The organism is Rubellimicrobium sp. CFH 75288, from assembly GCF_009904055.1.
Taxonomy (GTDB): Bacteria; Pseudomonadota; Alphaproteobacteria; order Rhodobacterales; family Rhodobacteraceae; genus Rubellimicrobium.
In genome coordinates, this window is the sequence record NZ_WYDP01000001.1 from 154201 (window position 1) to 178825 (window position 24625).

Here is a 24625-nt window from a genome sequence, read left to right on the forward strand (position 1 = left end):
GCCGAACCCGGCCCCGGCGTCACCGCGCCGAGGCCACCTCCTTCTTCTGGCCCTGATCCGTGTGGATCATGAGCGGCTTGCCGCCGGGACTCACCGCCTCCTCGTTGACCACGACCTCCCGCACGGACGTCAGACCCGGCAGTTCGAACATGGTATCCAGAAGGATGTCCTCCATGATCGACCGCAGACCCCGCGCACCCGTCTTGCGCTCGATGGCCCGCTTGGCGATGGCGCGAAGCGCGTCGTCGGTGAAGGTCAGCTTGGTGTCCTCGAGATCGAACAGGCGCTGATACTGCTTGACGAGGGCGTTCTTGGGCTCGGTCAGGATCTTGACCAGCGCCGTCTCGTCGAGGTCGGTCAGCGTCGCGATCACCGGAAGGCGGCCGACGAATTCCGGGATCAGCCCGAACTTCAGGAGATCCTCCGGCTCGAGATCCTTGAAGATCTCGCCGATGCTGCGCTCGTCCGGAGCGACGACCTTGGCGCCGAAGCCCATGCCCGTCCCCTTGGAGCGCTGGGCGATGATCTTCTCGAGCCCCGCAAAGGCGCCGCCGCAGATGAACAGGATGTTCGTGGTGTCCACCTGCAGGAATTCCTGCTGGGGATGCTTGCGCCCGCCCTGCGGGGGCACGGAGGCGATCGTGCCCTCCATGATCTTGAGCAGCGCCTGCTGCACGCCCTCGCCCGAGACATCCCGCGTGATCGAGGGGTTGTCGGACTTGCGGGTGATCTTGTCCACCTCGTCGATATAGACGATGCCCCGCTGCGCGCGCTCGACGTTGTACTCGCTGGCCTGCAGCAGCTTGAGGATGATGTTCTCCACGTCCTCACCGACATAGCCGGCCTCGGTCAGCGTGGTGGCATCCGCCATGGTGAAGGGCACGTCGAGGATGCGCGCCAGCGTCTGGGCGAGCAGCGTCTTGCCGCAGCCGGTCGGGCCGATCAGCAGGATGTTCGACTTCGCAAGTTCGATGTCCTGCGACTTCTGCGCATGAGCCAGGCGCTTGTAGTGGTTGTGCACCGCGACCGAGAGCACCCGTTTGGCGTGCTCCTGCCCGATCACGTAATCGTCGAGCACGTCGCAGATCTCGCGCGGGGTGGGCACGCCGTCCGCCGATTTCAGTCCGGAGGTCTTGGTCTCCTCCCGGATGATGTCCATGCAGAGCTCGACGCATTCATCGCAGATGAACACCGTCGGCCCGGCGATGAGCTTGCGCACCTCATGCTGGCTCTTGCCGCAGAAGGAGCAGTAGAGGGTGTTCTTGCCGTCGCCGGGTGCGTTCGCCATGGGTCTCCTCTGGCCCTGTCGGGCCCTCAGGTCGGCACCGGGGCCTCGAGCTCCGGGTGCGGGGGCCGCGGCAGGCGCGACCCGTTGCGAGACTAGGGCACGGCCCTGACCGCCACAACGCCAAAAACCCCGGTCGGGGTTCCGGGCGTGGCGCTCAGGCGGCACTCGCCTGCGCGCCCTCCTTGCCGCCGTCGCGGCTCGTCAGGATGTCGTCGATGAGGCCCCATGCCTTGGCCTCCTCGGGGTCCATGAAACGGTCGCGCTCGAGCGCGGCCTCCACCGCTTCCATGGTCTGGCCGGTATGCTTGACGTAGATCTCGTTGAGGCGCTTGCGCAGCGCCTCGGTCCGGCGGGCGTGGATCAGGATGTCGGTGGCCTGCCCCTGATAGCCGCCCGAAGGCTGGTGGACCATGATCTCGCTGTTGGGCAGCGAGAAGCGCATTCCCTTCTCGCCAGCGGTCAGCAGCAGCGAGCCCATCGACGCAGCCTGCCCGATGACGAGGGTGGACACCTTGGGGCGGATGTACTGCATCGTGTCGTAGATCGACAGCCCGGAGGTCACGACGCCGCCGGGGCTGTTGATGTACATGGAGATTTCCTTTTTCGGATTCTCCGCCTCGAGGTGCAGCAGCTGCGCGACCACCAGCTGCGCCATCACGTCGTGGACGGGACCCGAGACGAAGATCACCCGCTCCTTCAGCAGGCGCGAGAAGATGTCATAGGCGCGCTCGCCCCGGCTGGTCTGCTCGACCACCATCGGGACCAGGTTCATGTAGTGCTCGGCAGGGTCTCTCATGGCGGGCGGTCCTCATTGCGCAGGGCCGCAATCTACGGATGCCCCCGCAGGGCTGCAAGGGCACGGCCCGCTCTATCGCGTGAACGGCACCGGACCGGCCGCGACGAACCGGTTCGCGGGGTCGGCGCCTTCCGGTCCAGGCGGAGGCACTGTCGCGACGGCGGACGCGCCGCGCGGCGCGGCCCCCTCGCCGAGGGGCACCAGGAGGCTGACGCGGAACGTCCCGTCGGGTTGCCAGCCTTCCTCCACGGACGCACCGAGCTGCGCCGCGAAGGCTCCGATCAGATGGCGTCCCAGACCGCGCCCCGCGACCTCGTCGGCCACCGGACCCGTGCCGCTATTGGCCACGGTCAGCCGCACGCCACCCGTCTCGGCCCTCAGCGACAGCAGGACGCGCGGCCTGCCCCGGCCGCCGCCTGCAAAGGCGACGGCGTTCGACATCGCTTCGGCGGCCAGAAAGGCCAGCGGCACGGCACGGTCAGGGTCGAGCACGATGTCGTCCACCTCCACGGTGCTGTCCATCTCGCCGCCGCGCGCGCCGAGCTCCTGCGCCACGACCGCCTTGAGGATCGGCGCGACGCCGACCGCGCCCATGTCGGTGCTGTTGTAAAGGCTGCGGTAGATCGCCGCGAGCGTGAGCACCCGGTCCTGGAGACGCCGGAGAGCGGCGCGCGCCGCCGGATCGGGCAGGCGCCGCAACTGCATCGAGATGATCGACGAGATCAACTGGAGGTTGTTCTTGACCCTGTGATGAACCTCCCGCAGCAGGACGCCGCGCTCCCGGAACGCGGTTTCCATCCGTGCCTCGTCCTGTCGGATCGCCTGCGCCATCTCGCGGAAGGCGCGCTCGATCTCCTGCAGTTCGTGGGCGGCGCCGGCCGCGATGATCGGATGCGCGGCAATCGAGCGGTCCCGCCCGAAGCGACGCATCGCATCCGCCAGCGCCGCCACCCGCCGCACGACATGGCGATGGACAGCCCAATAGGCGACCAGCAGACTGGCGATCCACATCAGCAGCGGAAACAGCAGCGGCGGCCAGACCCGCTCGGGCGACCGGCCGGCCTGCGCGAGGCTCCAGGCGCCGAGCGCATAGGCCATGCCGGAGGCGAGCGGCGCAACCGTGTAGTGGCGCTCCACTCCGTCGCGGCCGGGCGCGGTGAAGGCCCGTCCCGACCCGGTCGCCAGGTCGGAGAGGGCGATGTCGCGCGGCAGCGCTGTCTCGTTCTGGACACCCACCGTCAGGATCTCGCCCCTGTCGTTGAAGGTCAGATGCGCGACCGGCGCAGGACCGGCGGGCGGCGCCACGGCCAGATTGTCGCGCGGGATGACCAGGGCCACATAGGCCCGCCCGCTGGGTCCCACCGTCGGACCGGGCGGAACGACAAGGGGGACGCCGATCACGAGGCTCGGCACATCCGCCACGAGATCGGGACGGATGTGAACCCGCAGGGGCTCCGCCAGAAGGGTGAGGATCCTTTCGTCCTCCACAGCAAAGGGACCGCCAGCGGACGAGCAGGGGACGCTGCCCTCGACGGTGACGACCCCGGCGAAACTGTAGAAGCCGCGCGCCTCGACAAAGCGGGCCATGTCCGCGTTGCACTGGGCCAGGTCCGTGCCGACCACCGCCGTCTCGCGCAGGGCTTCGGCCGCGCCCAGCGCCTGCTCCAGCGCCGTCTGGACCGGCTCGGCTCCGCGGCGGGTCGCGGCGACCAGCGACAGATCCGTGCGCGATTGCACCTCGTCCCGCAGCTCGGCCGTCTGGAACAGGGCGACCAGGCCCAGCGGCAGCAGCGCCAGCGACAAGGCCCCCGCAAGACGGACCGCCAGCCCGTCGCGCCGCAGCCGCCAGCGTGAGGGCGGCCCGTCGCTCACAGATGCGGCCCGCCCTGCGCCGCGATCACGGCCAGCGTCGCGCCGTCGGTCAACTCCAGCCGGTCCCCCTCCTTGAGGTTCAGAAGCTGGGCCAGGCGCACACGGGCGCGGTTGGCGCGGCTCTTGACCGTGCCCACCGCCACCCCGGTCATCTCCGCCGCCTCCTCGTAGGAGAAGCCCGAGGCCCCTACCAGTTGCAGCGCCTCGCGCTGTTCGACCGGAAGCTGCTGAAAGGCGCGCACGAAATCCTGAAGCTGGAGCCGGCCGTCATGCGCGGGCTTTTCCGCCAGCGAGCTGACCAGCGTGCCGTCGCTGTCGCTCACCTCGCGGACGGTGCGCCGGCGCGACGAATAGAAGGTGTTGCGCAGGATCGTGAACAGCCACGCGCGCATGTTCGTCCCGGCCTCGAAGCGGTCGAAGTTGGACCACGCCTTGACCACGGTGTCCTGCACCAGATCGTCCGCCGCGCTGGCATTGCGCGTCAGGGACAGCGCAAAGGCCCGCATGGCCGGCAGATGCGCGATCAGCTCGTCCCGCGGGTCCGTCGCGGCCGCCGGGGCCGCCGGCTCCGGGCCAGGGCCCGGCGGCGGTGCGGACGTCCTTCTGCCATCGCTCATGTAGCAAGCCGCCGCGTGGAGCCGCCGGCCCCGGTCCGGTTCGCCGGTCTGTCGCCATCGCCTTGCTGCATCGCAGCAAGGCGCGCCAGAAGGGCGCCGAAGACCGGCGGCAGCGCGTCGGTCGTCGGCTGGCCGAAGGCCCGGCGCAGATTGGCCGCCGTCGCGGCCTCCCGCAGCTCCTTGGGGGATTGCTCGTCCATGGCTTGTCGCCACCCTTCCGTTGCGCCGTCTCGAGGGCTAGTCTCGTCCTTCGGAACCGTAATCTTGCGGGCATCGTTTGGTTCCAAATCTTCGAGGGGATCACCGTTCACATGAGCAAGACCGACACAGCCGACCTGTCCGCCATGATCGGGTCGGAACTGCCGTACCTGCGCCGGTATGCCCGCGCCCTCACCGGCAGCCAGTCGAGCGGCGACGCCTATGCCATCGCGACGCTCGAAGCCATTCTCGAGGAGCCTGCGCTCTTCGAGACCGATCTCGGTCCCCGCGTGGCGCTGTTCACCGTGTTTCATACGATCTGGCAGAGTTCCGGGGCGCCCGTGGCCGACGAGGAGACGGGGCTCGCCAAGGCGGCGCAGCGCCATCTGGCGACGCTCACCCCCAACACGCGCGAGGCGCTGCTGCTCGCCACGATCGAGGACTTCCAGCCCGAGGAGATCGCCACGATCATGCGCACCGACGTGGACGAGGTGCGCCATCTCATCGGGCGCGCCCGCGCGGAGATGGAGGACTCGATCTCCGGCCGCGTCATGATCATCGAGGATGAGGCCATCATCGCGCTGGATCTTCAGGCCATCGTGGCGGACATGGGTCATGCGATCATCGGCGTGGCGCGCACCCGCGACGCGGCGGTGGCTCTGGCCGGGATCGAGAAGCCGGACCTGATCCTCGCGGACATTCAGCTCGCCGACAATTCGTCGGGCATCGATGCCGTCAACGAGATCCTCGAGGCTCGCGGGGACATCCCCGTGATCTTCATCACGGCCTTCCCCGAACGGCTCCTGACGGGCGAGCGCCCCGAACCCGCCTTCCTGATCTCCAAGCCCTACCGGGAGGATCAGGTGCGATCGGCGATCTCCCAGGCGATGTTCTTCTCCTCGACCGAGACCTTGCACGCCTGACACGGTCCGCGCCTGTTCGTCGCCGCCTCCTTGCAAGCGCTTGAGGGGGCGGCGATCCTCTGCCCGGAAGAGCAGGGCAGAACCAGGCATGACCGTCACCTTGAAGGATGTCGCGGCCGCGGCGGGGGTTTCCGTGTCGGCCGTCTCCCGCAGCTTCACGCCGGGGGCGCCCATCGCCGCGGCGACACGGTCCCGGATCCTGCGGATCGCCGCCCGGATGGGGTATCAGCGCAACCATCTCGCCGCAGGGCTGACCACCGGGCGGACACGGCTGATCGCGATGCTCGTCGAAGTCGACACGGACCCCGAGACGCTTCGTTTCGTCTCCCTGCTGGCCGAGCGCCTCGCCGGTGAAGGGCTGCGACCGACCCTCCTTCACGCTCCGCCGGGGCGCGATCCGCGTGCGGTGCTGCGGGCTCTGCGCGAACATCCGCCGGAAGCCGTCGTGATCGCGTCGGCCGCGGCGCATCCGGCCATGGCGCGCGCTCTCCGGGGAGCGGGCTGGCCCGTCGTGCAGGCGCTTGCATCCCAGCCCGCAGCCGCCGACGCGCCGCTGGTGGCGCTGGGCGAAACGGGGGTCGGCCGCATGGCGGCCTCCATCCTGCTGTCGCGCGGCTATCGGCATCTGGCCTTCGTCGGAGGTCCTGCAGTCCAGCCGGCGATCCGGGACCGCTGGGCCGGGTTCCGCAACCTGGCCGAACGGCACGGGGCCACGATCGCCGTCCGCTTCGCCGCCGCCTCGAGCTATGCCGAAGGTCGGCGCGAGGTGTTGGACCTTCTCGCCGCCGGAGGGGCGGACGCGTATTTCTGCACGGACGACCGTCTCGCCATCGGCGCCCTGGCCGCCCTGCGGGAGAGCGGCGTGGCAGTGCCGGACGGCGCGGGCCTTCTGGGCCTAGGGGGCATCGAGGCCGGGGGCTGGACCGGCATCGACCTGAGCACCCTGGCCCCGCCCATGGACCGGATGGTGACGGAGACCGCGGAGCTGCTGCTTGCGGCGCTGCGGGGCGAGCCGGTCGCCGCGCCGCAAAGGCGGTTCGAAGCCGTGCTCGTGGAACGCGGCACGCTCCGCCCGCCGGCGGCGAGACCCGCCCTTGCGGCCGAGTAGGGGAGCCGTTCTCAGCTCCGGAAGACGACGATCTCCGGCAGGGCGGTCAGCGGCGCCCCGATCTCGCGCATCGCCTCGAGGCTGATCTGGCTGCCCGAACCCCGTTCTCCTCCAGAGGGACGCAGCTCGACCGTCACGCTGCGTCCCGTGACGGGATACTCGATCCGGCCCCGCGTCACCTCCGTCACCAGCGGCGTCTCGAGCCACATCCCGCCCTGGCCCGGCGGCCCCAGCGAGGCCACCGTGGTCCCCAGCCGGTTCGCGCCGCCGGTCGGGGCCGGGGCAGAGGCCGGGGATGCCGGTGCCGATTCGTCCGCCGCAGCGGGTGGCGGCGGGGGAACCGCCCCCGGAAGCGGATCGCCCACCTCGAGGCCCCCCGGCGGCAGCGCCGCAGGAATGCCGCCTTCGACGGCCGGAAGTTCGGCCGGCGGCGGCGGGGGCGGCGGAGCGGGCGGCGGCGTCACGAGAACCGGCTCCGGCCTGGCGGCCGGAACGGGAGCAGCCGCCGGCGCGGCGACCGTCACCGTCTCCTCGGCTTGCTGGGCGGCATCCGGCTGCACACAGGCGGCCAGCAACGGCAGGGCGGCAAGAAGGGGGATCACGCGGATTGTCATGGCCGCGACGCTAGCTTGCCCCCTCGTCGCCCGCAACGCCCCCGGTCCGGCAGGATCAGGCGCCGGCGGCGCACCGCCTGCGCTTGCCGCGCCGGGTCCTGTCTCCTACCTTGGCCACATGGACGCGCCCCTCTCCGACCCGTTCGGCCGCACCATCCGGTATCTGCGCGTGTCCGTGACGGACCGCTGCGACTTCCGCTGCGTCTATTGCATGGCGGAGTCGATGACCTTCCTGCCCAAGGCCGAGATCCTGTCTCTCGAGGAGCTGGACCGCCTCTGCTCGGCTTTCATCCGTCTTGGGGTCGAGAAGCTGCGCATCACCGGGGGCGAGCCTCTGGTGCGCCGCGACATCCTGTCGTTCTTCCGTGCGATGGGGCGGCATCTGCGCTCGGGCGCCCTGCGGGAACTGACGCTCACCACCAATGGCAGCCAGCTCGCCCGCCATGCCGAGGCGCTGCGCGAGGCAGGCGTCCGGCGCGTCAACGTCTCGCTCGACACGCTCGACCCCGACCGTTTCGCCCGTCTGACGCGGCGCGGCCGCCTCGACCAGGTGCTGGAGGGCATCCGCGCCGCGCGCGTGGCGGGCCTCTCCGTCAAGATCAACGCCGTCGCCCTGAAGGGCGAGACCGAGGACGAGCTGTGGGCCCTCATGGCCTGGTGCGCGCAGGAGGGGCACGACCTCACCTTCATCGAGGTCATGCCGATGGGCGACATCGGCAACGAGATGCGCCTCGACCAGTTCCTGTCGTTGCGCGACCTGCGCCGCCGGATCGAGGAGCGCCTCACCCTGATCGACACGCCCGAGCGCACGGGCGGGCCTGCCCGCTATGTCCGCGTGGCCGAGACGGGCCAGCGTCTCGGCTTCATCACGCCGCTCAGCCACAACTTCTGCGAATCCTGCAACCGCGTGCGCCTGACCTGCACCGGCCAGCTCCATACCTGCCTCGGGCAGGAGGGTTCGTCCGACCTGCGCGCAGCGCTGCGCGCCTCCGGGGACGACGCCGCCCTCGAGGAAGCGATCCGCGCCGCCATCCGCCTCAAGCCGCGCGGCCACGACTTCGACTATTCGCGTCCCGGCACGGTCGGCGGGCGCATCTCCCGCCACATGAGCCACACGGGCGGCTGATGGTCCGGCCCGCGGGGCGCTGGCCCCTGCCGCTGCGCCTCTACGAGGGGGCTGCCGACCTGCTCCTGCCCGTCGCGCAGGTCCGCGCGGCCCGCCGCCTCCGTGCCGGCGGCTTCGGCGCCCGTGCCCCCGAGCGGCTGGGCCGGGCATCCCTGCCCCGCCCCCCCGGGCGCCTCGTCTGGTTCCACGGCGCGAGCGTGGGCGAGGGTCTCTCCATCCTGCCGCTGGCGACGGCGCTCGCGGCCGATGGACCGGTGCTGGTGACGACCGGCACGGCCGGATCGGCCCGCGTCCTCGGCCCGCGCCTGCCGCCCGGCGCGCTCCACCACTTCGCGCCGCTCGACGCGGGGCGGCCCGTGCGACGCTTTCTCGATGCCTGGCGCCCCGACCTCGCCGTGTTCGCCGAAAGCGAGATCTGGCCCCGCACGCTCCGCGAGACCGCCGCCCGCGGCATTCCCCTCGCGCTGGTCGGCGCGCGGCTCTCGCCCCGCTCGCGCGACCGCTGGGCGCGGCTGGGCCACAGCGCGCGCGCGCTCCTCGGCCTCTTCGACCGGATCTGGACCCAGGACGAGGACGGGCGCGCAGCGCTCCTGTCGCTCGGCGCCGAGCCGGCGCGCACGGCGGTGGGCGGCAACCTCAAGGCCGCCGCCCCCCCGCCCCCCGACCACGCGGAGCGCGCGGCCCTCTCCGCCGCCCTCGGGGACGCCCCCGTCTGGACCGCCCTCTCGACCCATCCCGGCGAGGAGGAGGCGGTGCTCGACGCCCATGCCCGCCTGCGCGCCCGCCTGCCCGGTGCCCGCCTCGTCCTCGCCCCTCGCCACCCCGAGCGCGGCGGGGAGGTCGCCGCCCTCGCGCAGGCGCGGGGCCTGCCCCTCGGCCGGCGCAGCCGGGGCGAAGGCTGGGCCGAGGCGGGGCTTCTCGCCGACACGCTGGGCGAGGCGGGGCTGTGGCTGCGCCTGTCTCTCGTGACCTTTCTCGGCGCCTCGCTCGTCCCCAAGGGCGGCCACAACCCGTGGGAGCCCGCCGCCTGCGGCGCGGCGCTGCTGATGGGCCCTTCGCGGGGGACGATCGCCGCCGACTGGGCCGCCCTCTCCGCTGCGGGCGCCGCGGCCGAGGTGCGCGACGCCCCCTCGCTGGCCGAGGCGGTTGCGGCCCTCCTCTCCGATCCCGCCCGCGCCGCCGCGATGGGCGCGGCGGGCCGCGCGCTCTGGCAGGCGCAGGCGGGCCGGGCCGAGGCGATCGCGAGGGCCCTGCACGGGATGCGCGGATGAGCGGGTGGCTCGATCCGGCCGGGGTGGCGGTGATCGCCCCCAACCTCAAGCGGCGCCTGTCGGGCGTCACGTCCACCCTGTTCCGCCTCGCCCCCCTTCAGGCGCGCGACATCCCCCTCGCGGTGGTGGGCCCCGCCCTGCCGCCCGGGCTGCCGCGGATGCGCCTCTCCGCGCTCCCCCTCATGCCGCGCCGCCCGCGCGTCTGGCACGCCCGCCGCAATTCCGAGATGCTGCTGGGCCTCGCCTTGCGGGCGATGGGGCACGACCTGCGCCTCGTCTTCACCTCCGCCTCCCAGCGGCGGCACACGCGCTGGACCCGCGCCCTGATCGCGCGGATGGATGCGGTCGTGGCCACCTCCTCGCAGAGTGCCGCCTATCTCGAACGCCCCGCCTTCGTGATCCCTCACGGCATCGACGCCGAGGCCTTCCGCCCCGCGCCCGACCGCGCCGCGCTCCGCCGCATGCTCGGCCTGCCCGAGGCGGGGCCGATCCTCGGCTGCTTCGGCCGCATCCGCGCTCAGAAGGGCACCGACCTGTTCGTGGACGCCGTCATCGCCGCGCTGGCCGGCCGCCCCGACGGCGCGGCGGTCGTGCTGGGCCGCGCCACGCCCGACCACCGCGCCTTCCTCGACGGCCTGCGCGCGCGCGTCGCCGCGGCGGGCCTCGGCGACCGCATCCTGTTCCGCGGAGAGGTGCCGGTGGACCAGGTCGCCCGCTGGTATGCCGTGCTCGACCTCTTCGTGGCGCCCCAGCGGTGGGAGGGGTTCGGCGTCACCCCGCTCGAGGCGATGGCCTGCGGCGTCCCCGTCCTTGCCACCGATGCGGGCGCCTTCCCCGACCTCGTGGTGCCGGGCGAGACGGGTCTTCTCGTGCCGCGCGACGACGGCCCCGCCCTGTCTTCCGCGCTGACAGAGGCGCTGTCGGACCCTGCCCGCCTCGCCCGCTGGGGCGAGGCGGGTCGCGCCCGCGTCCTGTCGCGCTTCCGGCTCGAGGACGAGGCGGCGGCGCTCAACGCCCTCTATCGTCGCCTTCTGGGCGAAGGGGCAGGCGCGACTCCACCATCCCCACCAGCCACGAGCAGCCCGCCGGGATCGCCTCGTCGTTGAAGTCGTATTCCGGGTGGTGGACCGGCGCGCTGTCGCCGTTGCCGAGCAGGATATAGGCCCCCGGCCGCGCCTCCAGCATGTAGGCGAAATCCTCGCCCCCCATGACCAGCGGCGCCTCCTCGCACCCGCCCGAGACCTCGCGCGCCACGGCCCGGGCATGCTCCGTCTCGGCGGGGTGGTTGGCCATCACCGGATAGCCGCGCCGGTAGTCCACGTGCGCCTCGGCCCCGTGCGCTGCCGCGGTCGCCTCGCAGATGGTGCGCAGCCGCCGCTCGGCCATCTCGCGCAGGCCGGCCGAGAGGGTCCGCACCGTGCCCCGCAGCACCGCCCGCGGCGGGATGACGTTGAAGGCGTCCGACGCGGTGCGGAAGCTCGTCACCGAGACGACGATCTGCTCCACCGGGTCGGCGTTGCGGCTCGCGATGGTCTGGAGGGCGAGCACGATGGCGCTGCCCGCCACGACCGGGTCCACCGTCTCCTGCGGCTTGGCCGCATGGCCGCCGCGCCCCTCCACCACCACCTCGAACTGGTCGGTTGCGGCAAAGAACGCGCCCTCGCGGATGGCAAAGCTGCCCACGGGCCGGCCGGGCCAGTTGTGCATCCCGTAGATCTCGCTGACGCCCCAGCGCTCCATCAGGCCGTCCTCGACCATCTCGCGCCCGCCGCCGCCGCCCTCCTCGGCCGGCTGGAACACCACCAGCGCGGTGCCGTCGAAGGCGCGCGTCTCGCACAGATACCGCGCAGCCCCCAGCAGCATGGCCGTGTGCCCGTCATGTCCGCAGGCATGCATCGCCCCCCTGACCGTGGAGGCATGGGGCAGGCCCGTCGCCTCCTCGATGGGCAGCGCGTCCATGTCTGCCCGAAGGGCCACCGTCCGGCCGGACTCCGTCCGCTGCCCCCGGATCACGCCCACCACCCCGGTGCGCCCGATCCCCTCCACCACCTCGTCGCAGCCCCATTCGCGCAGCTTGGCGGCCACCAGCGCGGCCGTGCGATGCGTGTCGAACAGGATCTCCGGGTGCCGGTGGATGTCGCGCCGCCATTCCCGGATCTCGGGCAGAAGGGCGGCCAGGGCGTTGCGCGGCGGCATGGGTTCTCTCCTCGCGGACCGCCGCATCCTGCCTCCCGCGCCGCGGCCGGTTCAAGCCCGCCCGATCGCACATGCCGGATGACGCCACGCAAGGGCTTGTGCGGCAGCAGGGCGGTGCTAGCGTGCCGGGTCAAGCGCTGCCCCCGGCGGCGGGCGCAAGAACAGAGGGGAACAGGGAGATCCTCCGATGCCCGATCGGGCCGCGCCCGTGCTCGACGTGCGGGACCTGCGGACGGTGTTCCGCACCCGCGCCGGCGACATCCACGCGGTCAACGGCGTCTCCTTCGAGCTGCGCGCGGGCGAGCTTCTGGGCGTGGTGGGCGAATCCGGCTCGGGCAAGTCCGTCACGATGATGGCGCTTCTGGGTCTCGTGCCCTCGCCGCCGGCGGTCGTCTCGGGGGGACCGGCCCTGTTCGACGGCCGCGACCTCCTCCGCCTGCCCGAGGCGGAGTTGCGGCGCATCCGCGGCGCGCGCATCGGCTTCGTGTTCCAGGACCCGATGACCTCCCTCAACCCGGTCTTCACGGTGGGCTTCCAGATCATGGAGCCGCTGCGCCGCCACCTGCGCCTGAGCCGCCGCGCCGCCCGCGCCCGTGCGGCCGAGCTTCTGGCGCTCGTCGGCATCCCCGACGCCGCGCGCCGGCTCGACGACTATCCCCACCAGTTCTCGGGCGGCATGCGCCAGCGCGTGATGATCGCGGTCGCGCTGGCCTGCGATCCGCAGGTGCTCATCGCCGACGAGCCGACCACCGCGCTCGACGTCACCATCCAGGCCCAGATCCTCGAACTCATGGCCGAGCTGCGCGCGCGCCTCGGCATGGCCGTGATCTGGATCACCCACGACCTCGGCGTGATCGCGGGCATCGCCGACCGCGTCATGGTCATGTATGGCGGACAGGTGATCGAGCACGGGCCCGTCGAGGCCGTGTTCGCTCGCCCGACCCATCCCTATACCCGCGCGCTGCTCGCCACCGTGCCCAAGGTCTCGGGCGAGCGCAGCCGCCGCCTCCAGGCCATCGAGGGCCAGCCCCCCATCCTGTCCGCCCCACCCGAGGCCTGCACGTTCCGCGATCGCTGTCCCCACGCGTTCGAGACCTGCTTCCGCCTCAATCCCCAGCGCTACCCGCTGGGCGAGGGTCACGATGCCGCCTGCCTGCTGGCGGATCCCGGCCTCGCCCCCTGGGGCCGGCCCGAGCCGAGGGTGGCCCATGGCTGACGGCGCGGGCCTTCCTCCGGGCGAGCCGGTTCTGTCCGTGCGCGACCTCGTCATGCACTTCCCCATCCGTCGCGGCCTGCTGCGCCGGCGGGTCGGCGCCGTGCGCGCCGTGGATGGCGTGAGCTTCGACATCCTGCCCGGCGAGACGCTGGGCCTCGTGGGCGAGTCGGGCTGCGGCAAGAGCACGGTCGGCCGGTCGGTCCTGCGGCTCTACGACATCACCTCGGGCTCGATCCGCCTCGAAGGGACTGAGATCGGGCGCATGTCCCAGTCCCGCCTGCGCCGCCTGCGCCCGCGCATGCAGATGGTGTTCCAGGACCCGATGGCCTCGCTCGACCCCCGCATGACGGTGGAGTCGATCATCCGCGAGCCGCTGGACGAGCACACTGGCCTGTCGGCGCGGGAGAAGCGCGAGCGCGTCGCCGAACTCATGGACGCGGTGGGCCTCAACCGCCGCTTCGCCGCGCGCTATCCCCATGCCTTTTCCGGCGGCCAGCGCCAGCGCATCGGCATCGCGCGCGCTCTGGCCCTCAACCCGCGCTTCGTCGTCTGCGACGAGCCCATCGCCGCGCTCGACGTCTCCATCCAGGCCCAGGTCGTCAATCTTCTCGAGGATCTCCAGGAGCGGTTCGGGCTCACCTACCTGTTCATCAGCCACGACCTGTCCATGGTCCGCCACATCGCGGGCCGCGTGGCGGTCATGTATCTGGGCCGCATCGTCGAGAGCGCCCCGCGCGAGGCGCTCTATGCCGATCCCCTCCACCCCTACACGCAGGCGCTGCTCTCGGCCGTGCCCGAGCCCGACCCCGCGCTCGCCCGCTCGCGCCGGCGGATCGTGCTCCGGGGCGACGTGCCCTCGCCGGCCAACCCGCCCAGGGGCTGCAACTTCTCCACCCGCTGCCCGGCCGTGATGCCGATCTGCCGCGAGGTGGACCCCCTCTCGCAGGAGGTGGCGCCGGGCCGCACCGTGGCCTGCCACCTCCACGGCCCGCTCGCCGCGCGAACCCCGAACCCGGTGCGGGAGACAACCCGCGCCCCCGAGGCCCCGAGCATCCCCGCAGGCATCCCGGGGGACGAAACCCCCGGCCAAACCCCGACAAGGAGTGTTCCATGACGATCAGGACGGCCCTTCTGGGCGCCGCCGCGACGCTCGCCGTCGCCGCCCCGCTCGCCGCGCAGGAGCGCGGCGAGAGCGGGCATCTCAACATCCTCTACTGGCAGGCGGTCTCCATCCTGAACCCCTACCTCTCCGGGGGCACCAAGGACATCGAGGCCTCGAGCCTCGTGCTCGAGCCGCTCGCACGCTACGACCAGGACGCCAACCTCGTCCCCTGGCTCGCGGCCGAGATCCCGACCGTCGAGAACGGCGGCGTGGCCGAGGACTACACCTCCATCACCTGGACCATCGCCGAAGGCATGGAATGGTCCGACGGCACGCCCGTGACGGCCGAGGACGTGGTGTTCACCTACGAATACTGCACCGCCGACGGCACCGGCTGCGCGCAGGAGGGCAAGTTCCAGGGCATCGCCTCCGTCGAGGCGGTGGACGAGCGCACCGTCCGCGTCACCTTCGAGCAGCCCACCTTCTTCCCCTGGGTCGCCTTTGTCGGCGCCCAGTCGCCCATCATCCAGAAGGCCCAGTTCGAGAACTGCCTCGGCGCGGCCGCCGCCACCTGCACCGAGGCGAACACGCGCCCCGTCGGCACCGGCCCCTTCGTCGTGACCGAGTTCCTGCCCAACGACGTGGTCGCCTTCGAGGCCAATCCCAACTACCGCGACCCCGCTAAGCCCCATTTCTCCACCGTCACCTTCAAGGGCGGCGGCGACGCGGCGGCGGCCGCCCGCGCCGTGCTCGAGACGGGCGAGTTCGACTATGCCTGGAACCTCCAACTCGCCCCTGACGTCCTCCGGTCCATGCAGGCCGCCGGCCGCGGCGAGGTGATCTCGGCCTTCGGCACCCTCGTCGAACGGATCGAGGTCAACCTCACCGATCCCTCCCCCTCGCTGCCCGAAGGCGAGCGCAGCACCGTCGCCCACCCCCACCCCTTCCTGACCATCCCCGAGGTGCGCGAGGCGATGTCGCTCGCCATCGACCGCCAGACGCTGGTGGACGTGGGCTATGGCGAGGCCGGGCGGCCGACCTGCAACCTCGTCCCGGCGCCGGACTACTACGCCTCCGACGATAGCGAATGTGCCACCACCTACGACCCCGAACGCGCCAAGGAGCTGCTGGAGCAGGCGGGCTTCACCGACACGGACGGCGACGGCGTGCGCGAGAATGCCGACGGCGTGCGGCTGTCCATCCTCTACCAGACCTCGACCAATGCGGTCCGCCAGGACTTCCAGGCGCTCATCAAGTCCTGGTGGGAGGAGATCGGCTTCGAGGTGGAACTGCGCAACATCGACGCGGCCGTGTTCTTCGGCGGCGACGCGGGCTCGCCCGACACGATCGAGAAGTTCTACGCCGACGTGCAGATGTACGCCAACAACTTCGAGGGCACCGACCCCACCAGCTACCTGGCCGCCTATACCTGCGACAAGATCCCCTCGCCCGAGACCCAGTGGCAGGGCCAGAACATCAACCGCGTCTGCGACCCCGCCTACGAGGAACTGCTCGCCCAGTTCCAGGCCACCGGCGACCAGGAGGAGCGCTCGCGGCTGGCGCGTGCGATGAACGAGTATCTCACGCTCGACAACCACATCATCATCGCCATCGTCGACCGCGGCCGCGTCTCGGGCAAGTCGAACACGCTGGGCGGCGTGCTCCTCAACACCTGGGATTCCGAGCTTTGGAACATCGCCGACTGGCACCGCATCAGCGAGTGACCTGACCGCCACCGGAGGGGGCCGCCCGCGGCCCCCTCCCCCGCCGGGGGAACAGCCCCATGCTCGCCTACACCCTTCGCCGCCTGCTCATGGCCGTGCCGACGCTGCTCTTCATCGCGGCGGTGATCTTTCTCCTGCTGGACCTCGCCCCCGGCGACCCGATGGCGAACCAGCCGCTGACCATCCCGCCCGAAGTCCGCGCCGAGATGCGCCGCGCCCTCGGCCTCGACGAGCCCACGCATGTCCGCTTCGGCCTGTGGCTGTGGCAGTTCTTCGTGGTCGAGCCGGCCGTGCTCGTCGACCACCTCTTCGGCACCACCCTGGCCGAGGGGCAGGCGCGCATCCTGTCCTGGCAGTTCCGCTCGCCCGTCATGGACGTGATCGTCCAGCGCCTGCCCCAGACGCTGTGGGTCGTGGGCATGGCCTATGTGGTGGGCGTGCTGATCGCCATTCCTATCGGCATCCTGTCGGCCACCCGGCAATACTCGGTGTTCGACCAGATCGGCACCTTTGTCGCCATGGTCGGCTTCTCGGTGCCCACCTTCTTCACCGGGGTGCTGCTCATCATGATCTTCTCGGTCAAGCTGGGCTGGTTTCCCTCCATCTACGACACGCGCCTGCGGGTGACGGACTGGCAGAGCTTCCTCCAGCAACTGCGCCAGATGGCCATGCCCGTCTTCGTGCTCGCGCTCTACAACGCCGCCCAGATCAGCCGCTACATGCGCGCCTCCATGCTCGACAATCTCGGGCAGGACTACGTCCGCACCGCCCGCGCCAAGGGCGAGCCCGAGCGCAGCGTCATCCTGCGCCACGTCCTGCGCAACTCGATGATCCCCGTCGTCACCGTGATCGCGCTGGGCGTGCCGGCCGTGTTCGGCGGCGCCATCATCACCGAGCAGGTGTTCAAGGTGAACGGCCTGGGCCAGCTTCTGATCACCGCGATCCAGGCCAACGACCTGCCCATGGTCCAGACGCTGACCTTCATGTTCGCCGTGCTGATCGTGCTCTTCAACCTCGTGGCCGACGTGCTCTACGGCTGGCTCGACCCCCGGATCCGCTATGACTGACGCTGCCTCCGACCCGCCCGCCCCCGGCGCGCGCGAGGCCGCGCCCCCCGCCGGCCCCGCCGCCGCCACGATCGCCCCGGCCCCCGCCCTCTCGGCCTCATCCGACGCCCGCCTCGAACTCGCAGGCTCGAGCCAGTGGCGCGACGTGTGGCGCCAGTTCCGCACCCATCGCGGCGCGCTCTTGGGCCTGTTCTTCCTCCTCTTCGTCACGCTGTTCTGCATCTTCGGCCCCTGGCTCTGGCAGGTCGCGCCCAACGCGCTCGACGTGCGCAACAAGGACCTGCGCCCCGTCTATTCCTGGCTCTGGAACGGAGACGCCCGCGCCTCCTGGAGCCACCCGCTCGGCACCGACCAGCTCGGCCGCGACCTCTTGGCCCAGCTCATCGCGGGGGGGCGCGTCAGCCTCGCCGTGGGCTGGACGGCGATGCTGCTCGCCATGCTGATCGGCACGCTGGTGGGCGTGCTCGCGGGCTACTTCCGCCGCCTGGACGGGCTGCTCATGCGCTTCACGGACCTCGTTCTCGCGCTGCCGATCCTGCCGCTGCTGCTCGTCGTGATGCTCCTGTTCCGCGACCCCCTCCGCGCCGCCTTCGGCCCGCAGACCGGCATCTTCATCCTCATCGTCTCGGTGATCGGCGTCACCTCCTGGATGCAGACGGCCCGGATCGTGCGCGGCGACGTCATGGCGCTCAAGGAGCGCGAGTTCGTGCTCGCCGCCCGCTCGATCGGCACGCCCGCGCGCCGCATGATCCCGCGCCACATCCTGCCCAACGTGCTCTCGCCCATCATGGTCTCGGCGACGCTCGGCCTCGCCTCGGCGATCATCACCGAATCGGCGCTGTCGTTTCTCGGCCTCGGCTTCCCTTCGGACTTCCCCACCTGGGGCAAGCTCCTGTTCGACGCCACCGACCGCATGGCCGACTTCCCCGAGCGCGTGCTCTGGCCCGGCCTCGCCATCTCCCTCACGGTGCTGTCGGTGAACTACATCGGCGACGGGCTGCGCGACGCGCTCGACCCGCGCATCCGGGGGCGCTGAGCGCTCAGTGCGGGCCGATCCGGCGGCGCACCCGCCGCAGGCCGGCCCAGGCGGCGACCACGACCAGCGGCGTGACCACCGCCGCCGTCCAGGTCTTGCCGAGCACCTCGGCAGCGGGCCCCAGCAGATACAGGAGCAGCCCCACGGCGTAATAGCTGATCGCTACCACCGACAGGCCCTCCACCGTGTGCTGCAGCCGCAGCTGCAGGTCGGCGCGGCGGTCCATGCTCTCCAGCAGGGCCTGATTCTGGCGGCTGCGCTCCACGTCCACCCGCGTGCGCAGCAGGTCGCCCGCCCGCACCGCCCGCTGGGCCATGGCCTCGAGGCGCCGGCGGGTGGAGGCCGCCGTCCGCATCGCCGGATCGAAGCGCCGCGCCATGAACTCGGCCAGAGTCTGGCGTCCCTCGAACCGCGTCTCGCGCAGCGCCGCAACCCGCTGATGCACGAGCGCCTCGTAGGCTTCCGTCGCCCCCATCCGGAACGAGGAGCGCGCGATCAGCGCCTCGAGCAGCGCGGAGACGTCGAGCAGGGCATGCAGCGATTCCTCCGCCTGTTCCGAGCCTGCCATCCCGGCCACCAGCGCCGACAGGCGCCCCTCGATCCCCGTCAGTTCCGCTCCCATGCCGCGCGCGCAGGCAAAGCCCAGCATGGAGACCGCCTTGTAGGTCTCGATCTCGCACAGCCGCTGCACGACCCGCCCGATCCGCAGCGGACCGGCGCCCGGCCGCGCCCAGATGGCGAAGCGGACATGGCCGGCCGGATCGATCCGGAAATCGGTCGCCGCCACGATCTCGTCGTCGAGCATCCGCGACAGGACAAGCGATTCGGGCACGAACCACCCCTCGGCCGCGGCGGCGATCCCCTCGTCGGTCTCGGCCCGCTCCAGATGCAGCAGGGCCGAGGTCAGCCGCGGGGCGGGCGCGGCGGCCAGCCAGTCGGGCGGGAAGCCCTCGAAGAGGGCCGGATCAAAGGGGCGCCGGCTGTCCTCGCCCAGCAGCGTGTAGGTGACGAACTCCGTATGGCTCTCCCATTTCAGGGCGTGCCGCCCCAGCCGGCCGTACCAGTGCGTCGCCCCCGGCGGAGGGTGCGGGGCCCCGAATCGGTCGAGAAGGTCCAGAAGATGCGCCCGCTCCGCCTCGCGGTCCCGGCTCGCGGCCTCCTGCGGCGGCATCAGCGCCAGCAGCACCGCCCAGCCGGGTGCCTGCACGGCCGGAAAGGGCCGCGCGTGCAGCTCGTTGGCCAGATGAAGGCGAAGCGGATGATCGGCAAGACCGGGCATGGGGGCACTCTGCTGGGCAGGCCGGGCCGCCGCAATGCAGCCCGGCAGCAGCGATGCGGCCCAGGTGCGGCGCCGCCACGCCCTCAGATCGCCACCACCTCGAGCGGCGGAAAGCCGTTGAAGCAGACGGACGAATAGGTGCTCGTATAGGCGCCCGTGTTGCGGATCAGCACCCGGTCGCCCGCCCGGAGCGTCAGGGGCAGGTTCACGGGCCGCTTCTCGTAGAGCACGTCCGCCGAATCGCAGCTCGGTCCCGCAACGATGCAGGGCCCGACCGGGTCTCCGTCCCGCTCGGTCGCGAACTGGTAGCGGATCGCCTCGCCCTCCGTCTCCGCCAGACCCGAGAAGCGCCCGATCGACAGATAGACCCAGCGGTGCAGGTCCCGGTCCGACTTGCGCGACACCAGCACCACCTCCGCCGCGATCATCCCCGCCTCGGCCACGAGGCCGCGGCCCGGCTCAGCCATCACGCGCGGCACCTCGCCCATGCGTTCGCGCACCATGGCCATGACGCCCGCGGCATACTCGGTCGGCGCCTCGATCGTCTCGCCGTAGAAGGCCGGAAAGCCTCCGCCGATGTTGAGCAGCGTCAGGCCGAAGCCGCGCGCCTGCGCCTCGGCCCAGACCGCCGCCACCGCGTCCAGCGTCGGCGCCCACATCTCCGACCGGCGCGTCTGGCTGCCCACATGGAACGACAGGCCCACGGGGCGCAGTCCCAGCTCCCGCGCCCGCGCCATCAGGCGCAGCGCGGTGGGCCCGTCGCAGCCGAACTTGCGCGTGAGCGGCCAGTCCGCCATCGACAGCTCGACGACGAGGCGGATATACACCTCCGCCCCCGGCGCAGCCTCGGCGATCTTCTCGAGCTCCTCCTCGGCATCGGCCGCAAACAGCGCGATGCCCCGCTCGTGGGCCCAAGCGATGTCCCGCAGCCGCTTGATCGTGTTGCCGAAGCTGATCTGATCCGGCCGCGCCCCCGCCTCGAGGCAGAGCGCGATCTCGCCCACGGAGGCCGCGTCGAAATGCGACCCGAGCGAGACCAGCCGGCGCAGGATCGCCGGGTGCGGGTTGGCCTTGACGGCATAATGGATGTCGGCCGCCCCCAGCCCCGCCTTCAGCGCGCGATACTGCGCCTCGACCCGGTCGGTGTCGAGCACCAGCGTCGGGCGGTCGAACGCCGCGTTCCGGCAGAAGGCTTCAAGCCGCGAGGGGACGTCAAAGGTGTGCGACGGGGCCGCGGCCCCCGCATGCAGCACGGTCATCGGTCATCTCCGACAGACGAAGGACCCCGAAGGGCCCGGTTCATTCCAAGGGAGACGTTACCGTCGCTGCATGAACCCGAGAGCGTGTGGCCAGAGGCGCGTGCGTTGGCGTCTGTGGCGCCCACATGGGGCCATTCGGCGAACCGATCAAGCCCCTTCTTGCCGCACCGCCGCGTTTTTCCGCCGCGTCGCCGCGCAGCCGGATAACCCGCTGATCCGCCGGAGCCCGTTTGACGCCGCCGCGGGCCTGTGCCACCCCCGCCGCATGGCCCGCCTCCTGCTCGTCCACAAGCCTTGGGGGATGCTGTCGCAATTCACCGACGCGCGCAGCCCCGCCCCGCGCGCCACCCTCTCGGCGCTCGGCCTGCCGCCCGGCTTCTACCCCGCAGGCCGCCTCGACCGCGACAGCGAGGGGCTGCTCGCGCTCACCGACGACGGCCGGCTTCAGGCGCGCATCGCCGATCCCCGCACCAGGATGCCCAAGACCTACTGGGCCCAAGTGGAGGGCGACCCGTCCGAGGCCGATCTCGAACCCCTCCGCCGCGGCGTGGTCCTCGCGGACGGCCCCACGCGCCCGGCCCGCGTCCGGCGCATCCCGCCCCCGGACCTTCCCCCGCGCGACCCCCCGATCCGCGTGCGCCTCACCGTGCCCGATTCGTGGCTCGAGATCACGATCGCCGAGGGGCGCAACCGCCAGGTCCGCCGCATGACGGCGCATGTCGGCCTGCCCACGCTGCGCCTCGTGCGCGTGCGCATCGGGCCGTGGGCGCTGGACGGCCTCGCACCGGGCCAGTGGCGCGAGGAGCCAGTCCCTCCCGCCCTCGCCCCCCGCCACCGCTAGGCCGCGATCCGCCCCAGGAGCGCCTCGAGCGAGGACTTGGCGTCGCCATAGAGCATCCGCGTGTTCTCGCGGAAGAACAGCGGGTTCTCGATGCCCGAATAGCCCGTCCCCTGCCCGCGCTTGAGCACGATCACGTGCCGCGCCTTCCAGACCTCCAGCACGGGCATGCCCGCGATGGGCGATCCGGGGTCCTCCTGCGCGGCCGGGTTGACGATGTCGTTGGACCCGATCACCACCGCCACGTCGGTCGAGGGGAAGTCGTCATTGATCTCGTCCATCTCGAGGACGATGTCGTAGGGCACCTTGGCCTCGGCCAGCAGCACGTTCATGTGCCCGGGCAGGCGCCCCGCGACGGGATGGATGCCGAAGCGCACCGTCTTGCCCCGCGCCCGCAGCCGCCGGGTGAGTTCCGCCACCGCCGCCTGCGCCTGCGCCACCGCCATGCCGTAGCCCGGCACGATCACGACGGACTGCGCCTCCTCCAGCAGGGCGGCCGCGCCGTCCGGATCGATGGCGACCATCTCGCCATCGATGGCCTGCGCGCTCTGCGGGGCGTTGCCGAAGCCCCCCAGGATCACGCTGACAAAGGACCGGTTCATCGCGCGGCACATGATGTAGCTCAGGATCGCGCCCGACGCGCCGACCAGAGCCCCCGTCACGATCAGCAGGTCGTTGCCCAGCGTAAAGCCGATCGCCGCCGCTGCCCAGCCCGAATAGCTGTTGAGCATGGAGACGACCACCGGCATGTCCGCCCCCCCGATCCCCATGATCAGGTGCCAGCCGATGAAGAAGCCCAGCGCCGCGAGCAGGAACAGCCACAGGAACCAGCCCGTCGCCAGATAGAGGACGAACAGCGCCGCCGACCCCACGGCCGCGCCCAGGTTCAGCCAGTGCCCGCCGGGCAGCTGCCGCGCCCGCGAATCGATCCGCCCCGCCAGCTTGCCGAAGGCGACGACCGAGCCCGTGAACGTCACCGCCCCGATCCAGACGCCCAGGCCCACCTCACCCAGGAGGATGTTGACCTCGGCCGCGGTCTTCTGCGCGATCACGGCGGCAAAGCCTCCAAGCGCCGCGATCTGCGCCGCCGCGCCCTCGATCCCGGCCGCCGCCTGCGCCTGCAGCCGCGCGACCCGGCTCAGCTCGAAATCGGCGTTCCAGCCGATGAACACCGCCGCCAGACCCACGAAGCTGTGCAGCGCCGCCACCAGCTGCGGCATCTCGGTCATGCGCACCCGCGCCGCAACGACGATTCCGGCCACCGCCCCCAGCGCCACCGTCAGCAGCACGACCCAGAGGTTTGCCACGCCCGGCGCCAGTATCGTGGCCAGCACCGCGACCGCCATGCCGGCGATCCCGTACCAGACCGCTCGCTTGGCGCTCTCCTGATTGCTCAGCCCGCCCAGCGACAGGATGAACAGGATCGCCGCGACGACATAGGCGGCGCCGACCACGCCGCTTCCCAGGAATCCCGTCGTCATCTCAGGACCGCTGGAACATCGACAGCATGCGCCGCGTCACGAGGAACCCCCCCACGATGTTGACCGAGGCGATCAGGATCGCGATCGCCGACAGGACCACGACCAGCCCGTTGCCGGACCCCACCTGCAACAGCGCGCCCAGGATGATGATGCCCGAGATGGCGTTGGTCACCGCCATCAGCGGCGTGTGCAGCGCGTGGCTCACGCCCCAGATGACCTGAAAGCCCACAAAGCAGGCCAGCGCGAAGACGATCACATGCGCCATGAAGCTCGCCGGCGCGACCAGGCCCAGCAGGAACAGCACCGCCGCCCCCGCCGCGATCAGCGCGACCTGCCGCCGCGTCTCGCCGCGGAATCGCGCCAGCTCCGCCGCCCGCCGCTCCTCCGGGCTGGGCTCCCGCGGCTTGGGTACCGGCTTGCGCGGCGCGATCGCGGGGACCTTGGGCGGCGGCGGCGGATAGGTCACAACGCCCGCATGCACCACCGTGGCGCCGCGGATCACGTCGTCCTCCATGTCGTGGACGATGGTCCCGTCGCGCGCGGGCGTGAGATCGGCCAGAAGGTGCCGGATGTTCGTCGCATAAAGGCTCGAGGCCTGCGCCGCCATGCGCGACGGAAAGTCGGTATAGCCGATCACCGTCACGCCGTTCTCGGTCGTGAAGCGCTCGTCCGGCACGGTCAGCTCGCAATTGCCGCCGCGCTCGGCCGCCAGGTCCACGATCACCGATCCGGGCTTCATCGCCTCCACCATGTCCCGCGTCCACAGGACCGGCGCGGGCCGGCCGGGGATCAGCGCCGTGGTGATGACGATGTCCACCTCGGGCGCCAGCTCGCGGAACTTGGCCAGCTGCTTCTCGCGGAACTCGGGCGAGGAGGGCGCGGCATAGCCCCCCGTCGCGGCCCCGTCCTGCGCCTCGTCGAAGTCGAGGAACACGAAGGACGCGCCCATCGACTCGATCTGCTCGGCCACTTCGGGCCGCACGTCGAAGGCCTGCACCACCGCGCCCAGCGACACCGCCGTGCCGATGGCCGCGAGCCCCGCAACCCCTGCCCCGATCACCAGGACGCGCGCGGGCGGCACCTTGCCCGCCGCCGTCACCTGCCCGGCCAGGAACCGCGGAAAGGCTCCGGCCGCCTCCACCACGGCGCGATAGCCCGCGATGTTGGCCATCGAGGAGAGCGCGTCCATCTTCTGCGCCCGGCTGATGCGCGGCACCATGTCCATCGCGATCAGCGTCGCCCCCCGTTCGCGGGCGATGTCCAGAAGCTCCGCGTTCTGCGCCGGATAGATGAACGAGATCAGCGTCTGCCCCTCGCGCAGCCGCTCCACCGTCCCGGGTTCGGGCGGACGCACCTTGACCACCACATCGGCAAAGGTCAGCAGCGCGGCCGCGTCCGGCACGACCTCCACCCCCGCCTCGCGGTAGAGGTCGTCGGAAAATCCCGCCGCTTCGCCCGCGCCGGACTCGATCAGGCACAGATGCCCCAGCTTCGCGATCTCCCGGGCCGAGGCCGGCGTCATCGCCACCCGCGCCTCGCCCGGCGCGGTCTCCCGCAGCGCGCCGACCTTCATGACCTGCCCCCGCCCCGTTCAGCCGGCGCCGTGCCCCGGCC

The 24625-nt window shown here is 71.6% G+C and carries 22 protein-coding genes; 11 read left to right on the forward strand and 11 right to left on the reverse strand.

The window, feature by feature from the left end; all coding sequences use genetic code 11:
- Positions 1 to 19: 19 nt before the first annotated feature.
- From clpX to GT358_RS00750, 5 genes are all read right to left on the reverse strand, one after another.
- On the reverse strand, positions 20 to 1288 hold the full coding sequence (gene clpX / locus GT358_RS00730) for an ATP-dependent Clp protease ATP-binding subunit ClpX (RefSeq protein ID WP_166580656.1): 1269 nt from the start codon (positions 1286 to 1288) through the stop codon (positions 20 to 22).
- Between the two features lie 154 nt (positions 1289 to 1442).
- A complete protein-coding gene (locus tag GT358_RS00735) occupies positions 1443 to 2084 on the reverse strand; it encodes an ATP-dependent Clp protease proteolytic subunit (RefSeq protein WP_166580657.1) in 642 nt (213 codons plus the stop codon).
- Between the two features lie 72 nt (positions 2085 to 2156).
- Positions 2157 to 3956, reverse strand: a complete 1800-nt coding sequence (locus GT358_RS16890; protein ID WP_166580658.1) for a sensor histidine kinase — start codon at positions 3954 to 3956, stop codon at positions 2157 to 2159.
- Positions 3953 to 4573 carry an RNA polymerase sigma factor gene (locus GT358_RS00745; protein ID WP_166580659.1) on the reverse strand — a complete coding sequence of 207 codons (621 nt, stop codon included), beginning with the start codon at positions 4571 to 4573 and terminating at the stop codon, positions 3953 to 3955. Before GT358_RS00745 ends, GT358_RS16890 begins: the two co-directional genes overlap by 4 nt.
- Positions 4570 to 4773, reverse strand: coding sequence for a hypothetical protein (locus GT358_RS00750; protein WP_166580660.1), 204 nt, complete (start codon positions 4771 to 4773; stop codon positions 4570 to 4572). Before GT358_RS00750 ends, GT358_RS00745 begins: the two co-directional genes overlap by 4 nt.
- Before the next feature lie 111 nt (positions 4774 to 4884).
- Between GT358_RS00750 and GT358_RS00755 the strand changes: the two genes are divergently transcribed.
- Both GT358_RS00755 and GT358_RS00760 read left to right on the forward strand, forming a co-directional pair.
- The gene (locus GT358_RS00755; RefSeq protein WP_166580661.1) at positions 4885 to 5694 is read left to right on the forward strand and encodes a response regulator; all 810 of its coding nucleotides are present in this window, start codon (positions 4885 to 4887) and stop codon (positions 5692 to 5694) included.
- Between the two features lie 88 nt (positions 5695 to 5782).
- On the forward strand, positions 5783 to 6802 hold the full coding sequence (locus tag GT358_RS00760; RefSeq protein WP_166580662.1) for a LacI family DNA-binding transcriptional regulator: 1020 nt from the start codon (positions 5783 to 5785) through the stop codon (positions 6800 to 6802).
- A gap of 11 nt (positions 6803 to 6813) precedes the next feature.
- Here GT358_RS00760 and GT358_RS00765 read toward each other — a convergent pair whose 3' ends face one another.
- A complete protein-coding gene (locus GT358_RS00765; protein ID WP_371416182.1) occupies positions 6814 to 7404 on the reverse strand; it encodes a D-galactarate dehydratase in 591 nt (196 codons plus the stop codon).
- Between the two features lie 130 nt (positions 7405 to 7534).
- Here GT358_RS00765 and moaA point away from each other — a divergent pair, with 130 nt between their 5' ends.
- From moaA to GT358_RS00780, 3 genes are read left to right on the forward strand one after another with little or no spacing between them, the layout of a single operon-like run.
- The gene (gene moaA, locus GT358_RS00770; protein ID WP_166580664.1) at positions 7535 to 8542 is read left to right on the forward strand and encodes a GTP 3',8-cyclase MoaA; all 1008 of its coding nucleotides are present in this window, start codon (positions 7535 to 7537) and stop codon (positions 8540 to 8542) included.
- A complete protein-coding gene (locus GT358_RS00775; protein WP_166580665.1) occupies positions 8542 to 9813 on the forward strand; it encodes a 3-deoxy-D-manno-octulosonic acid transferase in 1272 nt (423 codons plus the stop codon). The genes moaA and GT358_RS00775 overlap by 1 nt, the downstream gene beginning before the upstream one ends.
- Positions 9810 to 10919, forward strand: coding sequence for a glycosyltransferase family 4 protein (locus GT358_RS00780; RefSeq protein WP_166580666.1), 1110 nt, complete (start codon positions 9810 to 9812; stop codon positions 10917 to 10919). Before GT358_RS00775 ends, GT358_RS00780 begins: the two co-directional genes overlap by 4 nt.
- Here GT358_RS00780 and GT358_RS00785 read toward each other — a convergent pair.
- Positions 10822 to 12009, reverse strand: coding sequence for a M20 aminoacylase family protein (locus tag GT358_RS00785; RefSeq protein ID WP_166580667.1), 1188 nt, complete (start codon positions 12007 to 12009; stop codon positions 10822 to 10824). The genes GT358_RS00780 and GT358_RS00785 overlap by 98 nt on opposite strands.
- Positions 12010 to 12196: 187 nt before the next feature.
- On the opposite strand from GT358_RS00785, the gene GT358_RS00790 reads away from it, so the two are divergent.
- The 5 genes from GT358_RS00790 to GT358_RS00810 are packed head-to-tail and all read left to right on the forward strand — an operon-like array spanning position 12197 to position 18154.
- On the forward strand, positions 12197 to 13225 hold the full coding sequence (locus GT358_RS00790) for an ABC transporter ATP-binding protein (RefSeq protein ID WP_166580668.1): 1029 nt from the start codon (positions 12197 to 12199) through the stop codon (positions 13223 to 13225).
- Positions 13218 to 14339, forward strand: a complete 1122-nt coding sequence (locus GT358_RS00795) for an ABC transporter ATP-binding protein (protein WP_166580669.1) — start codon at positions 13218 to 13220, stop codon at positions 14337 to 14339. The genes GT358_RS00790 and GT358_RS00795 overlap by 8 nt, the downstream gene beginning before the upstream one ends.
- Complete coding sequence (locus tag GT358_RS00800) at positions 14336 to 16051, forward strand: peptide ABC transporter substrate-binding protein (protein WP_166580670.1); 1716 nt, start codon at positions 14336 to 14338, stop codon at positions 16049 to 16051. The genes GT358_RS00795 and GT358_RS00800 overlap by 4 nt, the downstream gene beginning before the upstream one ends.
- Positions 16052 to 16110: 59 nt before the next feature.
- Complete coding sequence (locus tag GT358_RS00805) at positions 16111 to 17118, forward strand: ABC transporter permease (RefSeq protein ID WP_166580671.1); 1008 nt, start codon at positions 16111 to 16113, stop codon at positions 17116 to 17118.
- Positions 17111 to 18154: an ABC transporter permease gene (locus GT358_RS00810; protein ID WP_166580672.1), complete on the forward strand. Its 1044-nt coding sequence runs from the start codon at positions 17111 to 17113 to the stop codon at positions 18152 to 18154. Before GT358_RS00805 ends, GT358_RS00810 begins: the two co-directional genes overlap by 8 nt.
- A 4-nt stretch (positions 18155 to 18158) precedes the next feature.
- Here the strand turns inward: GT358_RS00810 and GT358_RS00815 are convergent, their stop codons facing one another.
- Together GT358_RS00815 and GT358_RS00820 are read right to left on the reverse strand one after the other, a co-directional pair.
- The gene (locus GT358_RS00815) at positions 18159 to 19433 is read right to left on the reverse strand and encodes a DUF3422 family protein (RefSeq protein WP_166580673.1); all 1275 of its coding nucleotides are present in this window, start codon (positions 19431 to 19433) and stop codon (positions 18159 to 18161) included.
- 83 nt (positions 19434 to 19516) lie between these two features.
- Complete coding sequence (locus GT358_RS00820) at positions 19517 to 20692, reverse strand: type III PLP-dependent enzyme (protein WP_166580674.1); 1176 nt, start codon at positions 20690 to 20692, stop codon at positions 19517 to 19519.
- A gap of 265 nt (positions 20693 to 20957) precedes the next feature.
- Between GT358_RS00820 and GT358_RS00825 the strand changes: the two genes are divergently transcribed.
- Positions 20958 to 21533 (forward strand): pseudouridine synthase, encoded by a 576-nt coding sequence (locus GT358_RS00825; protein WP_166580675.1) that lies wholly within the window; start codon positions 20958 to 20960, stop codon positions 21531 to 21533.
- On the opposite strand, the gene GT358_RS00830 is transcribed toward GT358_RS00825, so the two are convergent.
- Together GT358_RS00830 and GT358_RS00835 are read right to left on the reverse strand one after the other, a co-directional pair.
- Positions 21530 to 22996: an NAD(P)(+) transhydrogenase (Re/Si-specific) subunit beta gene (locus tag GT358_RS00830; RefSeq protein WP_208103277.1), complete on the reverse strand. Its 1467-nt coding sequence runs from the start codon at positions 22994 to 22996 to the stop codon at positions 21530 to 21532. The two genes, GT358_RS00825 and GT358_RS00830, sit on opposite strands and share 4 nt — an antisense overlap.
- Before the next feature lie 16 nt (positions 22997 to 23012).
- Complete coding sequence (locus tag GT358_RS00835; protein ID WP_166580677.1) at positions 23013 to 24584, reverse strand: Re/Si-specific NAD(P)(+) transhydrogenase subunit alpha; 1572 nt, start codon at positions 24582 to 24584, stop codon at positions 23013 to 23015.
- Positions 24585 to 24625 lie beyond the last annotated feature (41 nt).

Coding starts and splice junctions, on each gene's coding strand:
- GT358_RS00820 (WP_166580674.1), bottom strand. CDS start 20,692: ATGACCGTGCTGCATGCGGGGGCCGCGGCCCCGTCGCACACCTTTGAC.
- moaA (WP_166580664.1), top strand. CDS start 7,535: ATGGACGCGCCCCTCTCCGACCCGTTCGGCCGCACCATCCGGTATCTG.
- GT358_RS00805 (WP_166580671.1), top strand. CDS start 16,111: ATGCTCGCCTACACCCTTCGCCGCCTGCTCATGGCCGTGCCGACGCTG.
- GT358_RS00835 (WP_166580677.1), bottom strand. CDS start 24,584: ATGAAGGTCGGCGCGCTGCGGGAGACCGCGCCGGGCGAGGCGCGGGTG.
- GT358_RS00780 (WP_166580666.1), top strand. CDS start 9,810: ATGAGCGGGTGGCTCGATCCGGCCGGGGTGGCGGTGATCGCCCCCAAC.
- GT358_RS00775 (WP_166580665.1), top strand. CDS start 8,542: ATGGTCCGGCCCGCGGGGCGCTGGCCCCTGCCGCTGCGCCTCTACGAG.
- GT358_RS00735 (WP_166580657.1), bottom strand. CDS start 2,084: ATGAGAGACCCTGCCGAGCACTACATGAACCTGGTCCCGATGGTGGTC.
- GT358_RS00760 (WP_166580662.1), top strand. CDS start 5,783: ATGACCGTCACCTTGAAGGATGTCGCGGCCGCGGCGGGGGTTTCCGTG.
- GT358_RS00825 (WP_166580675.1), top strand. CDS start 20,958: ATGGCCCGCCTCCTGCTCGTCCACAAGCCTTGGGGGATGCTGTCGCAA.
- GT358_RS00800 (WP_166580670.1), top strand. CDS start 14,336: ATGACGATCAGGACGGCCCTTCTGGGCGCCGCCGCGACGCTCGCCGTC.
- GT358_RS00785 (WP_166580667.1), bottom strand. CDS start 12,009: ATGCCGCCGCGCAACGCCCTGGCCGCCCTTCTGCCCGAGATCCGGGAA.
- GT358_RS00810 (WP_166580672.1), top strand. CDS start 17,111: ATGACTGACGCTGCCTCCGACCCGCCCGCCCCCGGCGCGCGCGAGGCC.
- GT358_RS00815 (WP_166580673.1), bottom strand. CDS start 19,433: ATGCCCGGTCTTGCCGATCATCCGCTTCGCCTTCATCTGGCCAACGAG.
- GT358_RS00795 (WP_166580669.1), top strand. CDS start 13,218: ATGGCTGACGGCGCGGGCCTTCCTCCGGGCGAGCCGGTTCTGTCCGTG.
- GT358_RS00745 (WP_166580659.1), bottom strand. CDS start 4,573: ATGAGCGATGGCAGAAGGACGTCCGCACCGCCGCCGGGCCCTGGCCCG.
- clpX (WP_166580656.1), bottom strand. CDS start 1,288: ATGGCGAACGCACCCGGCGACGGCAAGAACACCCTCTACTGCTCCTTC.
- GT358_RS00790 (WP_166580668.1), top strand. CDS start 12,197: ATGCCCGATCGGGCCGCGCCCGTGCTCGACGTGCGGGACCTGCGGACG.
- GT358_RS00750 (WP_166580660.1), bottom strand. CDS start 4,773: ATGGACGAGCAATCCCCCAAGGAGCTGCGGGAGGCCGCGACGGCGGCC.
- GT358_RS00755 (WP_166580661.1), top strand. CDS start 4,885: ATGAGCAAGACCGACACAGCCGACCTGTCCGCCATGATCGGGTCGGAA.